General features: G+C 75.9%; 9 protein-coding genes. 3 read left to right on the plus strand and 6 right to left on the minus strand.

Annotation, left to right across the window (positions count from 1 at the left end):
- Window positions 1–125 precede the first annotated feature (125 nt).
- The 3 genes from ACZ501_RS12515 to ACZ501_RS12525 form a co-directional block, all read right to left on the minus strand.
- On the minus strand, window positions 126–1640 hold the full coding sequence (locus ACZ501_RS12515; RefSeq protein ID WP_468794643.1) for an alpha/beta hydrolase: 1515 nt from the start codon (window positions 1638–1640) through the stop codon (window positions 126–128).
- Window positions 1641–1712: 72 nt separating this feature from the next.
- Window positions 1713–4907, minus strand: coding sequence for an amidohydrolase family protein (locus ACZ501_RS12520; RefSeq protein ID WP_468794646.1), 3195 nt, complete (start codon window positions 4905–4907; stop codon window positions 1713–1715).
- A gap of 114 nt (window positions 4908–5021) precedes the next feature.
- Window positions 5022–6491 (minus strand): multicopper oxidase family protein, encoded by a 1470-nt coding sequence (locus ACZ501_RS12525; RefSeq protein WP_361608532.1) that lies wholly within the window; start codon window positions 6489–6491, stop codon window positions 5022–5024.
- A gap of 471 nt (window positions 6492–6962) precedes the next feature.
- Between ACZ501_RS12525 and ACZ501_RS12530 the strand changes: the two genes are divergently transcribed.
- Window positions 6963–8900 carry a glycoside hydrolase family 15 protein gene (locus ACZ501_RS12530; RefSeq protein WP_468794649.1) on the plus strand — a complete coding sequence of 646 codons (1938 nt, stop codon included), beginning with the start codon at window positions 6963–6965 and terminating at the stop codon, window positions 8898–8900.
- 3 nt (window positions 8901–8903) lie between these two features.
- Here ACZ501_RS12530 and ACZ501_RS12535 read toward each other — a convergent pair whose 3' ends face one another.
- From ACZ501_RS12535 to ACZ501_RS12545, 3 genes are read right to left on the minus strand one after another with little or no spacing between them, the layout of a single operon-like run.
- Window positions 8904–10088: an anhydro-N-acetylmuramic acid kinase gene (locus ACZ501_RS12535; protein WP_468794652.1), complete on the minus strand. Its 1185-nt coding sequence runs from the start codon at window positions 10086–10088 to the stop codon at window positions 8904–8906.
- Window positions 10085–11398: an MFS transporter gene (locus tag ACZ501_RS12540; protein WP_468794655.1), complete on the minus strand. Its 1314-nt coding sequence runs from the start codon at window positions 11396–11398 to the stop codon at window positions 10085–10087. The genes ACZ501_RS12535 and ACZ501_RS12540 overlap by 4 nt, the downstream gene beginning before the upstream one ends.
- A 13-nt stretch (window positions 11399–11411) precedes the next feature.
- The gene (locus tag ACZ501_RS12545; RefSeq protein ID WP_362459645.1) at window positions 11412–12824 is read right to left on the minus strand and encodes a L,D-transpeptidase; all 1413 of its coding nucleotides are present in this window, start codon (window positions 12822–12824) and stop codon (window positions 11412–11414) included.
- A 179-nt stretch (window positions 12825–13003) separates the two neighbouring features.
- On the opposite strand from ACZ501_RS12545, the gene ACZ501_RS12550 reads away from it, so the two are divergent.
- The gene (locus ACZ501_RS12550; protein ID WP_361611159.1) at window positions 13004–13624 is read left to right on the plus strand and encodes an L-threonylcarbamoyladenylate synthase; all 621 of its coding nucleotides are present in this window, start codon (window positions 13004–13006) and stop codon (window positions 13622–13624) included.
- A 237-nt stretch (window positions 13625–13861) separates the two neighbouring features.
- Window positions 13862–15574, plus strand: a complete 1713-nt coding sequence (locus tag ACZ501_RS12555) for an AfsR/SARP family transcriptional regulator (protein ID WP_468794658.1) — start codon at window positions 13862–13864, stop codon at window positions 15572–15574.
- Window positions 15575–15617: the final 43 nt, after the last annotated feature.

The following is a 15617-nucleotide window of genomic DNA, read 5'->3' on the forward strand; positions in this document are numbered from 1 at the left end:
GTAGGAAGGGGGACCCGCGGGTGGCAAGGGGACCTGCGGGTGGCAAGGGGACCTCCGGGAAGGACATGCCCTCGTTCCATCGTGACGCCGTACGGGGGCGCCCGCGCGCCGCGCGGCCCGGGCGCTCAGTTCGCGCAGCTGGTGTCCTGGGCGGGGCGCCGGCCGGTGGTGAGGAACCGGGTGACGGTGCGGTCGCCGCAGGCGTTGCCGTTGCCGAGGTAGACGCCGTGGCCGCCCTGCTCGACGGTGACGAGTACGGCCCGGTCCCCGAGGGCCTGGCGCATCTTCAGGCTCTTGGAGTGGGGCGTGGACGGGTCGCGGCGGCTCTGGATCATCAGGATGCCGGAGGGGCCGTGGCCGGTGATCTTGACGGGCTTGTGCTCGGGGGCGTCCTTCCAGAAGGAGCACGGGGACACGTTGACCGGCATCCCGGCCGTCAGCGGGTGGCGGGCCCGGTCCTCGTCGACGGCGCGCCGGTAGTCGGCCGCGGAGCCGGCGGGCCAGGTGACGTCGTTGCACAGGACCGCGACCAGCTGGGCGGCGTCCTCGTCGCGCAGCGGCCGGGCCAGCTCCGGCGGGAGGGCGGGGGTGTGGGCCGGGTCGCGCAGGGCGGCGACGAGCCGGGCGAAGCCGGGGAAGGCGGAGTCGCTGTAGAGGGTGTTCTGCAGGGCCTGGCGCAGGCCGTTGCCGGTCAGGGGCACGCCCGGGGTGGTGGACGGGCGGGGTGCGCGGTCGAGGGAGGCGAAGAGCGAGAGCAGGAGGGGTTCCACCTCCTCGGGGCGCTGCGCCAGCCGGAGGCCGTCCCTGTCGCGGTCGGGGTGGGCCGCCCAGGCGGCGAAGTCGGGGAAGCGGTCGTCGGCGCCCTGCCCCATGTTGGCGAGCCAGCCGCGGGCGACGCGCTTGGGGTCCGGGTCGCCGCTGCTGTCGAGGACCCAGCGGTCGGTGCGCCCGGGGTACGTCTGCGCGTACACGGCGCCCACGTAGGTCCCGTACGAGACTCCCCAGGCGGAGAGCTTGCGCTCCCCCAGCACCTCGCGCAGGCGGTCCATGTCGCGGACCTGGTTGAGGGTGGTGAAGCTGCGCAGCACGGGTCCGCCGTTGCGGGCGCAGGCCTCGGCGGTGCGCCGGGAGCGGGCGAGGTTCTCGGTGACGTCCCCGTCCGGGCCGGGCCAGGAGCGCAGGCTGGTGAGGTAGCGGTCGCCGGGGGCGAGGCCGCAGGTGGCGGTGGTGGAGCCGCCGACCCCGCGCGGGTCGAAGGCGACGAGGTCGTAGGCGCCTGCGAGCTGCTGCTGGAGTGCGGCGCCCTTCTGCGTCAGGCGCTGTACGCCGGAGCCGCCCGGTCCGCCGGGGATGACGACGAGGGTGCCGCGCCGGGCCTGCGGGCGGTCGCTGCGGACGCGGGAGACGGCCACGGTGATCTGCGGGCCGTCGGGGTCGTCGTAGTCGAGCGGTACGGGGAGGTCGGCGCACTCCTGGGTGGCGGGGCCGCCCGGCTTGGCGCAGGGGTGCCAGCTGAGCGCGGGGGTCTGCGGGCGGGGGCCGCCGGCCGCCTGGGCGGGGAGGGCGGTGCCGGTGAGGGCGGTGGCGGCGGCCGCGGCGGAGAGGGTGAGCAGGAGGGCCTTGTTCAGTGGAGTGGTCATGGGGCAAGCCTGGTCGAACCCGCCCCGGGAGCCCATCCGGTACGCCTGCCGCCCGGGGTGGGGGTAACCCCCCTACAGGAGTCGCCCGTTGACCGGGTGGGCGGTGCAGCAGGAGTCGCCGTGCAGCTGGTGCAGGACGGGGCGCCAGGAGCGGGCGGGGCCGGCGGGGCGGGGGAAGGCGGCTTCCAGCGCGGCGCGTTCGTACAGGGTGCCGGCGCGCAGCACGGCCCGGACGCGGACGAGGTCGGCGAAGTCGGTGAAGGGGTCGCCGTCGACGAGGGTGAGGTCGGCGAGCTTGCCCGGTTCGGCGGTGCCGAGCCGGTCTTCGGCGCCGAAGACGCGGGCGGGGGTGCGGGTGGCGGTGGTGAGGGCCTCGGCGGGTGACAGGCCGTGGCGGTGCAGCGCGCGCAGGGCGAGGTGGAGGTGGAGCCCGACGGGGGTGAGGGGGGCGTCGGTGCCGAGTGCGACGCGGCCGCCGCCGGTGAGGACGCTGCGGTAGACGGCCACCTCCCGCTCCAGGGCGGTGTCCTGGTCGGGGGTCGGCGGGTGGGCGGCCGCGGCCCGGACGGTGGCCGCGTCCCAGGGCGGCATCATCGCCGTGACGCGCGGTTCGGCGGCGAGCGCCGGGTCGGTGCCGATCAGGGGCAGGGCGGTGAAGGGGGTGGCGACGAGGTCGAAGCCGCCACGGGTGTAGACCTCCAGGGTGTCCTGGTGGGTGTGGCCGGCGGGGGTCGCGCCGTGCCCGTACTCGGCGCGTTCGGTGGCGACGAGGTGGGTGGTGAGGTCCTGCCCGGACTGGATGCCGGGGGCGCACAGGTGGGAGCCGGTGCGGACGCCGAGCCGTTCGCGGGCGAAGCGGGCGGCCTCTTCCATGAAGGCGTACGGGGCGCGGACGTAGGTCTTGACGACGTCCCAGTCGAGGGCTTCGGCGCGGGCCAGCGAGCGGGCGAGTCCCTCGTGGGTGCGGTGGGCGCGGCCCATGCTGTAGGCGACGCGGGAGCCGTCGAGGAGCTCGCCGCCGGCCAGCAGCCGGGGGGAGGCGAGCCGGCCGGAGCGGACGTCCTCGCGCAGCCGGGCCTGTTCGTAGGCGGAGCCGCCGAGGGAGACGGCGGTGGTGATCCCGTAGGCCAGCAGCAGGGCGCCCTGGCGGGCCCCGTAGGTGTAGGGGTACGGGTGGACGTGGGAGTCCCACAGGCCGGGCAGGACGGTGCCGCCGGAGGCGTCGATCGTGCGGGCGGTGCGGCGGCGGGGGCGGTGCGGTTCGACGGCGGTGATGCGGCCGCCGCTGATGAGGACGTCGACGTCGGCGCGGGGCGCGGTTCCGGTGGCGTCCCACAGCAGTCCGGCGTGCACGACGGTGTCGACGGGCTCGGGGCGCCGGTAGGACAGGGAGACCGGGACGGTGCGGGGGGCTCCGTCGGGGGTGCCGTCGGCGCGCAGGGCGAGCAGGCGCAGGCGGGCGTTGGACTGGTAGAGCAGGGTGCGGGAGTCGGCGGACCAGGAGGGGTGGTCGGCCGGTTCGCCGGTGAGGCGGCGGGCGGGGCCCGCGGGGGTGCCGTCGGGGGTGACGGGGAGCAGCCAGAGGGCCGATTCGGCGACGCAGGCCAGGAAGCGGCCGTCGGGGGACCAGACCGGGCCGCTGGCGTAGCGGTCGGAGAGGGAGGTGTGCGGGGCGAGGGCGTGGAGGCGGGCGGTGCCGGTGGCGGTGTCGACGATCCGGATGAGGTTGTAGCCCTCGCGGAAGCGGAGGCTGAGCCGGTTGCGGTCGCAGAGGGCGATGTGGCGGCCGTCGGGGGACCAGCTGGGCGGGCCGGGCAGGCCGCCGCCGCCCAGGGCCGGCACGAGCGGGGTGTCGGCGGCGGCGGCGAGGTCGCGGACGATCAGCCGCCCGGCGAGGTCGAGGGCGGCGAGGCGGGTGCCGTCCCGGGAGAGGGAGCCGTAGACGCGGCCGGGCGGGGAGAGCACGCTCTCGCGGCCGTCGGCGAGTTCCCTGCGGCGTACGGTGTTCAGCCCGTCGCGGTCGTCGGTGTAGACCAGGGCGCGGCCGTCCGGGGTCCACACCGGGCCCTGGACGTAGGCGGTGGCGGGGGCCTGGAGGATCCTGCGCGGGGCTCCCCCGGCGACCGGGGCGACCCAGAGGGCGCCCAGCGCGGCGAAGGCGACGCTGCGGGCGTCCGGCGAGAGGGCGGGCAGGTGGACGCCGCGGACGGGGCGGGGCCGTTCGGCCTCCAGGTCGTACTCCTTGACCCGGTAGCGGGGGCGGGCCACTTCGAGGGTGGCGTCGAGGGGGATCTCGTGGCCGGGGCCGTCCTCGCGGTGCGGGCGGACCACCCGGAAGCGGCCGTCGAGGGTGATCAGGAGGCGGTCGTCGCCGATCCAGCGCGGGGGTGCGGGGGCGAGGTCGCCGGCGAGGGCGACCGGGCGGCCGTCGGCGTACAGGGTCAGCTTCTCGGCCTTGCGGGGTCCGGGGGCGGCGGACAGCCAGGCGGTGCGGCCGGACGGGGAGAGGGCGGGGGCCAGCAGGCTGCCGCCGGTGACGGTGTGTTCGGTCCGTACGGGGCCCGCCGCGCCGGCGGCGACGGAGGCGAGGGTGCGGGCGGTCAGGGTCTCGCCGGTCAGGGTGGCGCGCAGGAACAGTACGCGGCTGCCGTCGGGCGCGAAGACCGGGTCGAGGTCCTCCCACGGGCCGTCCTGGCAGGGTCCGGCCTGGCCGGGCAGTCCGGTGAGGCGGCGCAGGCCTCCGTCGGCGAGGGAGACGGTCCAGATCCGGTACGGGCTGCCGGCGACGGGGTCGCCGCCGCGTTCGGAGCAGAAGGCGAGGGTGCGGCCGTCGGGGGACCAGGCGGGTGCCCGGTGGTCGTGGGGGCCGTCGGTGAGCCGGCGCAGGCCGGAGCCGTCGGCGTGCATCACCCAGATGTGGAAGGTGCCGCCGCGGTAGGCGCTCATGGCCACGCGGCGCCCGTCCGGGGAGAAGACGGGGCGGCCGGGTTCCAGGTCGGGCGGGGTGAGCGCGGTGGCGGGGGAGCCGTCCGCGGGCAGCGCCCACAGGACGTTCTGCACCTCGGCGACGACGCGCTGCCCGTCGGCGGTGGCGGTGGCCGCGCCGTTGGTCGCGCGGGTGAAGCGCAGCACGGCCCGCTCCCCCGCCTCCGGCCCGGCGGGCGGACCGGCCGGCGGGGCGGCCGCCGCCCCGGACGGGGGCCGCAGCCCGGTGGCCGCCGTCAGCGCTCCGGCCGAAGCCGCCCGCAGAACCGTCCTGCGCCTCATCCGCACCCCGGCCACCCGTCTCGTGTGTCGTTCCTGCCCGACCGCCCGTCGGACGGCCAAACGATCACGGCCCGGGTTCGGCAACGGGGGGCCGGGGCGGAGCGGGGGCGGGGGTCAGGAGATGCGCATGTTCGCCATCATGCCCATGGCGCCGTGGTCGAACAGGTGGCAGTGGTAGACGTAGGTGCCGCGGTAGCCGTCGAAGGTCGCCTGGAGCTTCACGGTCTCGCCCGGCTTGAGGGGCACGGTGTCCTTCAGACCGGTCTCGGGGCCGGAGGTGACCGGCTTGCCGTTGCGCTCCAGCACCCGGAACTGCACCAGGTGCATGTGGAAGTTGTGCGGGGCGACCTTGTTGCTGTTCGTCACGGTCCAGATCTCGGTGGCACCGTAGGCGATCTCGGTGTCGATGCGGTCCATCTCGTACGTCTTGCCGTTGATGTACGCGCTGCCGCCGGGAGCCTCGTCCATCCGCATGTCGAACTCGCGGTTGACGGTGGCCTGGCCGAGCACGGGCAGGGTCCGCAGCCGGTCCGGGACGACGCTGCGGTCCTGCGCGGTGCGGGTGACCCGGAACTGGAGCACCCGGCCGACCACGTCCGCGGACTCGAAGGGCGCGACCTCCTTGTTCCGCAGCTCGATGACGGTGCCGACGGGGTAGCGGGAGAAGTCGATGACGACGTCGGCCCGCTCGCCGGGGCTGATGGACACCACGTTCGTGCGGTGCGGGGCGGGGAGGAGCCCGCCGTCGGTGCCGATCTGGACGAGCTCGGAGTCGTCGGCGAGGTGGAGGTCGAAGAAGCGCTGGTTGGCGGTGTTGGTGAGGCGGAAGCGGTACTTGCGCGCCGCGACCTCGAAGAACGGCCAGGCCTTGCCGTTGGCGAGGACGACGTTGCGCTTCATGAAGTCGCCCATCGCGTACACGAGCTCGCCGCTCTCGAGGAAGCGGGCGTCGCGCAGCGAGACCGGCACGTCGTACTGGCCGGAGGGCAGGCCGAGGCGGCGCTCGGTGTCGTCCGTGAGGATGTAGGTGCCCGTCATCCCGCGGAAGACGTTCTCCGACTCCATGTGGTGGGCGTGGTCGTGGAACCACAGGTTCGCGTGCGGCTGGGTGTTGGGGTACGTGTACGTCTTGGTACCGCCGCCGGCCGCGATCAGGTCCATCGGGGAGCCGTCGCTGTCCTGGGGGACGTGGGCACCGTGGAGGTGGATCGAGGTGGGGACCGAGAGGGAGTTGGTCTGCTTGACCACGACGCGCCGGCCCGACTCGGCCTTGATGACGGGGCCGGGGAAGGAGCCGTTGAAGGTGCGCAGGGGGGTTCTCAGGCCCGGCACGATCTCCTTGGAGGCTTCCTTCAGGGTCATGCGGTAGTAGCTGGTGGTGCCCGTGTTCAGGTAGGGCTGGAGGACCGGGGGCAGCGGCATCCTCTGGGTGAACTTGGCTATGGACGCGGCGTCGAGCTCGGCCGCGGCGGTGCCGGCCGGCTCGGTCGCGACGGCGTTCACGACGGGCAGCAGCATGCCGCCGGTGCCGACGATGCTGGTGGCGGCGACGCCTGCCCGGAGTGCGGTCCGTCGAGTGATCACTGTTCCCCCGTGGGTCTGGCCCGGCGCCTCGTGTGCCGGTCGGTTCGGGTGGGCGCGTGTGCGCGTTGGTGGACGGGGAGAGCCTGTTCGCATGCGGTGGTGTCGCGCTGGTGCGGCTGTGGAGGGACGGTGAGGCGCCCGGGCCGTCGGCGTGCGCCGCTCTTCCTGGGGGGGCTGTACGCGGCGGCTTCGCTCCGGGGCGAGGGGAGGTGGGGCGGGCCCTGGCTGTCGGAGCGCGGCGGGGGCCCCCGGGCGGCAGCGGGTACGCGGACGGCCGGGACCCGTACGGGCTGGACCGTTACCCCGGCTGGTGAGCGGACGTTGGACCATCCGGGCGGCGTTCGGGGTGTCATGCGCGGCAGGAGCGATCGCGTCCCCTTCCAGGGCGGCACGGCCGGGGATATTGGATGAATAGCGCCGCCCACGCGCTCTGCCAGGCTTCTTGACGCTTCATCACAGTGGAGGCAATGCGTGATGCGCACACGGTCCGTTCTGGTGGCCACCGCCCTGCTCGCGACGCTGTTGCACACGGCGGACGGGGTGGCCGCCGCGAGCGGATCCCGCTCCCCCGGCGGGCGGGCGGCGTACGACGGGCAGGCGGGGCACGATGTGGCCCTGTACGGGATCACGGGTGCGGGGAGCGCCGGACGCGCGGCCGCCCAGGAGTTCAGCACCGACGACGACCGGCTCTCGCGGGTCTCGCTGTTCCTCAGCAGCGGGGCGGCGGCCGGGAGGCTGAACGTGCAGGTGCGCACCGCCCGGGACGACGCCGGCTCCGCCATCGCCTCGGGCAGCGTCGACCTGGCCGCCCTGGGCGGACCGGGCACGGGCTGGGTCGAGGTCCCGCTGACGGCCGCGCTGCGGCCCGGCGCCCGCTACTACCTGTTCGCTCAGGCCTCCGCCGCCGAGGACAAGGCGGTCACCTGGCACGGCACCCGGGCCGTCGCGGCCGGCTCGCCGGCGGGCGCGCCGTACGACCGGGAGCGGGGCGGGTGGCAGACGGGCACGGGCCGGCTGGCGTTCTACGTGAACCCGGCCGGCTCCGAGCGGTGCGGGGAGACCGAGGCCTGCTTCGTGCCGGTTTCGCTGCGGCCCGGCCGGACGGCCGGGCTGCTGTCCAACGGGCAGGCGGTGGAGTCCGTCGACCCGCCCTTCGCGGTCGGCGCCCGCTACGTGGAGGGCAGCAACGTGCTGGCGCTGCCGTCGGGCCGCTGGCGCTACCTGCCGGAGGGCGCGGCGAAGTCCCGGGTGGTCGAGGCCGGGGACGCGGGCGCGCTGGCGCAGATCGCCGCCTCGCGGCGGTGGCTGGAGCAGGGGCTGGTGCCCGGGGCGGCGCGGGAGCGGCGCGAGGCCGCGGAGCGGGCGCTGCTGTCGCTGCGGGCGCTGCTGCGGCCGAACGGGGCGTTCGCCGCGGCGTGGTCCACCTTCTGGGACTACTCGTGGCCGCGTGACTCGGCCTTCGCGGCGGCCGCGTTCGCGCACACCGGGCACGACGAGGAGGCCTACCGGATCCTGCGCTACAGCGCGCGCACGCAGCGGCCCGACGGCACGTGGGAGGCCCGTACGCTGCTGGACGGCTCGGGGCCGCCGGACTCCCGGCAGTGGCAGCTGGACGCGAACGGCTGGGTGCCCTGGGCGACCTGGCAGTGGTACCGCACGGCTCCCCGGGCGGACCGGGAGGAGCGGCTGCGCGCGCTGTACCCGGCGATCGTGAAGGCGGCCGACTACACGGCGGCCTCGCTGGACGACGACGGGCTGCCGCCCGCCTCCCCCGACTACTGGGAGCTGCCCACGACCACCGCGAACATCGGCACCGCGGCGCCGCTGCTGTCGGGGCTGCGGGCCGCCGCCGACCTCGCCTCCGGGCTCGGGCGGACGCAGGACGCCGCACGCTGGACGGCGGCCGCGGGGCGGCTGGAGCAGGGCATCGCCCGGCGGTTCGCGCCGCTCGGCTACCAGCGCACCGTCGACGGGCGGCACGGTTATGACAGCGCGGCCGCGTTCATGGCGCCCCCGTTCAACACGGCTCCGGCCGATCTGCCGCAGGCGCTCGACACGACGTACCGGGCCCTGCTGCGGTCCAACGGCGGGCTGGTGCCGGGCAGTGACCCGGACGCGGGGTGGGGGAACATCACGTGGACGGCGAGCACCTCGTTCTTCGCGCTCGCCTGGTCGGCCACGGGCGAGCGCGAGAAGGGCGGCGCGGTGCTCGACTGGGTGCTGGCGCAGCGCAACGTCCTCGGTGAACTGCCCGAAACGGTGGACGCGCAGGGCCTGCCGAAGGCCGTCGCGCCCCTCGGCTGGACCGACGCGCTGGTCCTGCTGGCCCTCGTACAGCAGGAGGGCGCTCCGCTGCCGACGCCGCCGGCCCCTCGTACCGCGGGGAGCTCGGACGGGGCGGCGCGGTGACGCTCAGGGCCGCGGGCCGACGGCGAGCCGCAGCGGGGGACGGGACGGCCGGGGCGGCAGCCGCAGCGGCCCGTGCCCCGGGGTGAGGGAGCCGAGGACCCGGGGTCCCAGGGCCCCGGTGCAGGCGGGGGCGTTGCCGGGCAGGCCGTGCAGGGTGAGGAAGCCGAGGACGGCGAAGGCGTACGCCTCCTTCGCGGCGGCGGGCAGGCCCAGCGCCGCCGAGTCCAGCAGGGCGGTGCGCGCGGGCAGTTCCTCGCGGAGCATGGCCATCAGGGCCGGGTTGCGGGTGCCGCCTCCGGAGGCGATGACCTCGGTGACGCGCAGCGGGCGCAGGGCGTCGGCGACGGTGCGGGCGGTGAGCCGGGCGAGGGTGGCGAGGAGGTCCTGCGGCGGGAGGGCGGCGCAGCCGGCGAGGGCGGTGCGCAGGTGGCCGGCGTGGAACAGCTCCTTGCCGGTGGTCTTGGGGGCGGGCAGCCGGTAGTAGGGCTCGGCGAGCAGGCGCCGCAGGAGCGGTTCGTGGACCCGGCCGGCGGCGGCGAGGGCACCGTCCTCGTCGTACGCCAGCCGCCCGCCGGTGGCTTCGCGTACGGCGGCGTCCATCAGGGCGTTGCCGGGGCCGGTGTCGAACGCCACGGGCGGGCCGGCCGGGGGTACGGCGGTGAGGTTGGCGATGCCGCCGATGTTCAGGGCGGCGGGCGTGCCGGGGCGGCCGCGCAGCAGCATCAGGTCGACGAGGCTGACGAGGGGGGCGCCCTGGCCCCCGGCCGCGATGTCGCGGGGGCGGAAGTCGGCGACGACGGGGCGGCCGGTGGTCTCGGCGATCCAGGCGGGGCTGCCGAGTTGGAGGGTGCCGTGGACCTGCCCGGCGGACGTCCAGTGGTAGACGGTCTGGCCGTGCGAGGCGATCAGTTCGGCGCGGCCCGCGCACAGGTCGCGGTCGGCGCGGGCCGCGAGGGCCGCGAAGGCCTGGCCGATGCGGGTGTCGAGGAGGCACACGTCGGCCAGGGTGGTGGGCGCGGGCGGCAGGGCCGCCGCGAGGGCGTCGCGCAGGGCGGGCTCGTACGGGGTGCTGAGCGTGCCGAGCGGCAGCAGCCGAAGGGTCTCGCCGCCGTCCTCGAGCGTGAGGTGGGCGGCGGCCGCGTCGACCGCGTCGTACGAGGTGCCCGACATCAGGCCGATCACGTTCACCGCAGGGGCTTCCGGTGGTCGTCCCCGCGCGGGCCGGACAGGGCCAGGGCGCTGAGGGCGCAGGTGCCGGCGGCGTAGTAGGCGGGGATGTCGCGGTCCCCGGTGGCGGCGGTCAGGGCGGTGATGACGAGGCCCGCGCAGCCGGAGAACACGGCGCCGGTGAGGGCGTACGCCAGTCCCAGGCCGGTGCAGCGCACCCGGGCGGGGAACATCTCGGCGAGCATGGCGGGTCCGGGGCCCGCGAGCAGGCCGACGGCCGCGCCCGCGCCGAGGACGGCGGCGGCCCGGGCGGGGGCGGGGGCGGCGGGGTCCTGGAGGAGGTGGAGGAGCGGGAGCGCGCAGAAGGTGACGGTGAGGGCGCCGGCGAGCATGACGGGGCGGCGGCCGACGCGGTCGCTGAGGATGCCGGCGGGCAGGATCGCGGCGGCGAAGCCGAGGTTGGCGAGGGTGGTCGCGAGCAGGGCCTGCCGGAAGGAGGCGCCGAGGGTGGCCTGGAGGTAGGAGGGCAGCACCACGAGGAAGGTGTACCCGGCCGCGGACCAGCCCATGAGCCGCCCGACGCCGAGGACGACGGTCCGCGCGGTGACGGCTGCGGCGGGCGGGCCGGCTCCCGGTGGCGGGGGTGCGGGCGGCGCGGGCGGCGGTGCGTCGGGCAGTCCCCGGCGCAGCCGGAGCGCGGCCAGCCCGAGCGGCAGGGCCAGCAGGAACGGGATCCGCCAGCCCCAGGCGTACAGGGCCGCCGGGGAGAGCAGGGCGGCCAGGAGGGCGGCGGCGCCCGCGCCGGCGAGCAGGCCGAGGGCCACGGTGAAGGACTGCCAGGCACCGTGGCGGCCGCGGCGGCCCGGGGGCGCGGATTCCGTCAGCAGGGCCACCGCGCCGCCGAACTCCCCTCCCGCGCACAGCCCCTGGACGACGCGGAGCAGGGTGAGCAGCCACGGGGCCGCGACCCCCAGCGTGTCCCGGGACGGGAGGAGGCCGATCAGGGTGGTGGCCAGGGTCATCAGGGCGATGACGAGGACCAGGGCGGGCCGGCGGCCGGTCCGGTCGCCGAGGCGGCCGAAGAGGAGGGCTCCGGCGGGGCGGAAGAAGAAGGCCACCGCGAAGGAGGCGTACGTGGCGAGCAGCGGGCCGGCACCGCCCTGGCCGGCCGCCGCCGAGGGGGTGAAGAACCGGTCGGCGATGACCGTGGCGAAGGCCCCGTAGACGCCGAACTCGTACCACTCGGTGAAGTTCCCGGCGGCGCCCGCCAGCAGCACCCGGCGCGGGCCCGCGGCGGCCGGCGGGGCGGGGCGCACCGCGAGGGGGGCCACCGCTCTCAGGTCCTCATGTCGTCGGGTCGAGGCGGGAGGGGCCGCCCGGCGGCTGGTGCGGGGCGGCGGCGGGCGTCAGGGCGCTGCCGGAGAGCCAGGTGCGCCAGTCCAGGTTCCAGTCGCCGATGCCGTTGCCGAAGGGGGGCATCTTCTCGCCGCCGCTGTTGACCACCTCGACGATGTCGCCCTCGCGGACGGTGTCGAAGAACCAGGCGGCGTCGGCGGTGGACATGCCGGTGCAGCCGTGGCTGACGTTCTCCTCGCCCTGCGCCTCGACCGACCAGGGCGCGGCGTGGACGTACTCGCCGCTCCAGGTGACCCGCGTCGCGTAGAAGACGGGGAGGTCGTAGAACTCCTTGGTGCCCTTCTGGATGCCGACGGTGTCGCCGCGCATGCGGACCTTGTACTCCTTGCCCAGGACGACCTTGACCCCGCTGCGGGTGCGGAAGCCCTCCTTGCCGGTGGTGACCGGGATGGTCCTGATGACGCGTCCGTTGCGGCGTACGGTCATCACGTGGGCGGCGGAGTCGGTGACGGCCTCGATCCGGTCGCCGACGGTGAACTCGAGGGGTTCGGAGGGTCCGCCGTAGCCGTGTTCGCCGAGTTCGACCCCGTCGAGGCCGCTGCGGACGCGGACGACGGTGTGGGCGGGCCAGTACGTGCGGGGCCGGTAGTGCAGGGTCGAGTCGTCGACCCAGTGCCAGGCTCCCTCGGTGTGGGGCTGCGAGGTCACCTGGAGCGCCTGCTCCACGCGGGCGCGGGCCTCGGGGGCGTCGGCGGGGACGGGGTGGCTGAGGTCGGCGGTGACGATCTCGCCGGCGCCGTACGTCCCGGGGCGGGGGCCGAACTCGGCGGTGAGCCTGCCCCCGTCGTCGGGCGGTGCGGTCCTGAACAGCAGGCTCACGCCGACGGGGGCGCCGGCGCCGTCCTGGGCGCCGACCCGGACGGTGTAGGCCTGCCCCGCGCGCAGCGGTTCGGTGTTGCGCCAGTGTCCGCCGCCGGGGCCGAGGGCGCCGGCGAGGTGGCGGCCGCGGCCGTCGGTGACGGTCACGTCGGTGAGGCGGCCGGCCTCCGGGCGGGCGAGGGCGATCTCCAGCGGCGCGCCCGCGTCCGTGGGGAGTTCGCCGGCCTCGCCGAGGGCCGGGTCCCACAGGACGGAGCCGCCGCGCGCGGTGGCGAGCACCCGCTGCTGCTGCCAGGTGCCGCAGCGGCCGCCGCGGAAGGCCCCGGCGGCGCACCACGTGGCGGCGTCCGCGCCGCCGCCCCCCTCCACGGCGTGGCCCACCAGCAGGGTGACCGCCGCCTCGGGGGCGGGGCCGGGGGCCGCCACCGCCTCGGCCGTGCGGCCCGGTGCGGTGGCGAGGGCCAGCGCGGCCCCCGTCACCGCGGCGACCGCACTCCACGCCTTCGTCCGTGACTTCGCCACGCAGCCCTCCCAGTCGTCCCACGCCGGATGGCAGCATCAAAGAGGACCGGAAGCCGAAACGATGATCATAAACTCGGCTCTGCCTCCGAACGGGCACCCCAAGTGAACCCGGACGGAGTACGGCACCGGGCACGGGCGGGAGGGCGGAGCGCAGCGGTCCGGTCCCGTAGGCTCGGCGGATGGCGAAATACTTCGACGTGCACCCCGAGAACCCGCAGCGGCGCACCCTCACCAGCGTGGCGGACAGCATCCGCTCCGGCGCGCTCATCGCGTACCCCACCGACTCCTGTTTCGCTCTGGGGTGCCAGCTGGGCAACCGTGACGGCATCACGCGGATCCGGTCGATCCGCAACCTGGACGACCGGCACCACTTCACCCTCGTGTGCCAGAACTTCGCCCAGCTGGGGCAGTTCGTCCACGTGGACAACGACGTGTTCCGGGCCGTCAAGGCGGCGACGCCGGGCCCCTACACCTTCATCCTCAAGGCCACCTCGGAGGTGCCGCGCCAGCTGCTGCACCCGAAGAAGAAGACGGTCGGGGTCCGCATCCCCGACCACCTGGTCACCCAGGCCCTGCTCACCGAGCTGGGCGAGCCGCTGCTCTCCAGCACCCTGCTCCTGCCGGGCGAGGAGGAGCCGATGACGCAGGGCTGGGAGATCAAGGAGCGGCTCGACCACGTGGTGGACGCGGTGGTCGACTCCGGGGACTGTGGCACCCGGCCGACCACCGTCATCGACTTCTCCGGCGGCGAGGCGGAGATCCTGCGCCGGGGGGCGGGCGACACCACGCGCTTCGAATAGGGGAACGGGTCCTCCGGCGATCCTCGAGCGGCCGACCATCGGGGCTCGTCCACGTGTGAAGACAATGAGCGGACCGGCGGTAACAGCACGGATTCCGGGGGACGGAGAGGAAGGGATCCCCCGGCGCGCCGGAACCGGTGCGGCGGCTCGTGGGCACGACGCCCCCGTCACGCCCATCTGCGACACACGCGATCCGACACGGGGGAACCATCCATGCGGTTCCAGCTTCTGGGGCCCTTGAGCATTGCCCACGGCCCCGAGACTGTAGTGCTCAAACCGTCCAAACCGACGAGTCTCCTCGCCGCCCTCCTGCTCCACCCGGGCGCCGTGGTCTCCACCGGCTACCTGCTGCGCGCCGTATGGGACGAGGAGCCGCCCGCGACCGCCCGGGCCGCGCTCCAGACCTGTGTGCTGCGGCTGCGCAGGCTGTTCGCGAAGTACGGCATCTCCGCGACCACCATCGAGGCGGTGCCGGGCGGTTACCGGATGCGCAACGACACCGGGACGCTCGACCTCGCGCAGTTCCGCTCGCTGACCGCGCGGGCCCGGGCCGCCGCCGGGACCGCCGAGGAGCTCTACCGGCTGCGGGAGGCGCTCTCGCTCTGGCAGGGGCAGCCCCTGGCCAACGTGGCCTCGCGCATGCTCCAGCGGGACGCGGTACCCGCCCTCGAACAGGAGCGGCTGCGGGTGCTGGAGCGGGTGTGCGATCTCGAACTGGCCGCCGGGAACTGCCATCAGGTCCTGGTCGACCTCTACGAGAGCGCCCGCCGCCATCCCGTCCGCGAGCGCTTCACCGAGCAGCTCGTCGAGGCCCTCTACCGCACCGGACGGCAGGCCGAGGCGCTCGCCGAGTACCGCACCGTCCGCGAACGGCTGCGCGAGGAGCTGGGCGTGGACCCCGGGCCGGGGCTGCGGCGCCTGGAACTGTCGATCCTGCGCGCCGAGGAGCTGGGACCGGCCACCCGCGCCGGAGACCTCGCGCCGGCCCCGCCGCGTCCCGCGCCGGCCCCCTCCGGCCGTGCCCCCGAACCCGCCGGGCCACCGCCGGTGCCCGGGTTCGCCGGGCGCGGGGCGGACCTGCGGGCCCTGGCCCTGCGCCTCACGGACCCCGACGGGCCCCGGCTGCTGGTCGTCTCCGGAGCTCCCGGGATCGGCAAGTCGGCGCTCGCGCACCAGAGCGCGTACGAGGTGCGGCGGGCCTTCCCCGGAGGGGTGTTCGGCATCGGCCTGGCCCGGCCGGACGGGAGCCCCCTCGACCACGAGGAGGCCCGCAAGCTGCTGCCCGAGCCCGGCGGCGGCGGCCGGCGGCTGCTGATCCTCGACGACGCGGCGGGGGCCGGGCAGGTCCTGCCGCTGCTGCCGGAGACCGGCGGCGCGGTGGTCCTGGTGACCAGCCGGCGCGGGCTCGCGGCGGCGGTCGCCACGCACGGCGGCTTCGTGCACCGGCTCGACGTCCTCACCCCGGCCGACGCCCGCGAGCTGCTCGCCGGGCTCATCGGAGCCGGGCGGATCGCCGCCGAGGAGCCGGCCGTCCGCGAACTGGCCGGCGTGTGCGGCCACTTCCCGCTCGCCCTGCGCATCGCCGCCGGGCGGCTGCTGACCCGGCCGGGCCTGTCCGTCGCCGACTGCGCCGCCTGGCTGGCGGAGGACCCGCCGGGCAGGCTGGCCCTCGCCGAGGATCCCCGGCTGTCGGTGCCGGAGGTGTTCGGGCAGGCCGTCGCGGCGCTGCCGCCCGCGCTGCGGGAGGCGTTCCTTCGGCTGGGCTCGCTCGAGCCGCACTCCGGTCCGGCCACAGCCGGGAGCGAGAGCGTGCTCGAACAGCTCGTGGAGGCCGGGATGCTCGAGGACGGGCCGCCCGGCGAGCCCTACCGGATCCACGCCTTCCTCCGTGTCTACGCGCGGTGGCTGGCCCAGGGCCGCGACGGCGCCGCGGCCCTCCTGCCCCGCTGAGGCGGCCCCGACCGCCTCCCCGACATCTCCCACCTCACGCCTT

The organism is Streptomyces sp. NPDC034085, assembly GCF_055575555.1.

Excerpts from the sequence above, each read along its gene's own strand:
- ACZ501_RS12550 (WP_361611159.1), top strand. The coding sequence starts at position 13,004 with ATGGCGAAATACTTCGACGTGCACCCCGAGAACCCGCAGCGGCGCACC.
- ACZ501_RS12520 (WP_468794646.1), bottom strand. The coding sequence starts at position 4,907 with ATGAGGCGCAGGACGGTTCTGCGGGCGGCTTCGGCCGGAGCGCTGACG.
- ACZ501_RS12515 (WP_468794643.1), bottom strand. The coding sequence starts at position 1,640 with ATGACCACTCCACTGAACAAGGCCCTCCTGCTCACCCTCTCCGCCGCG.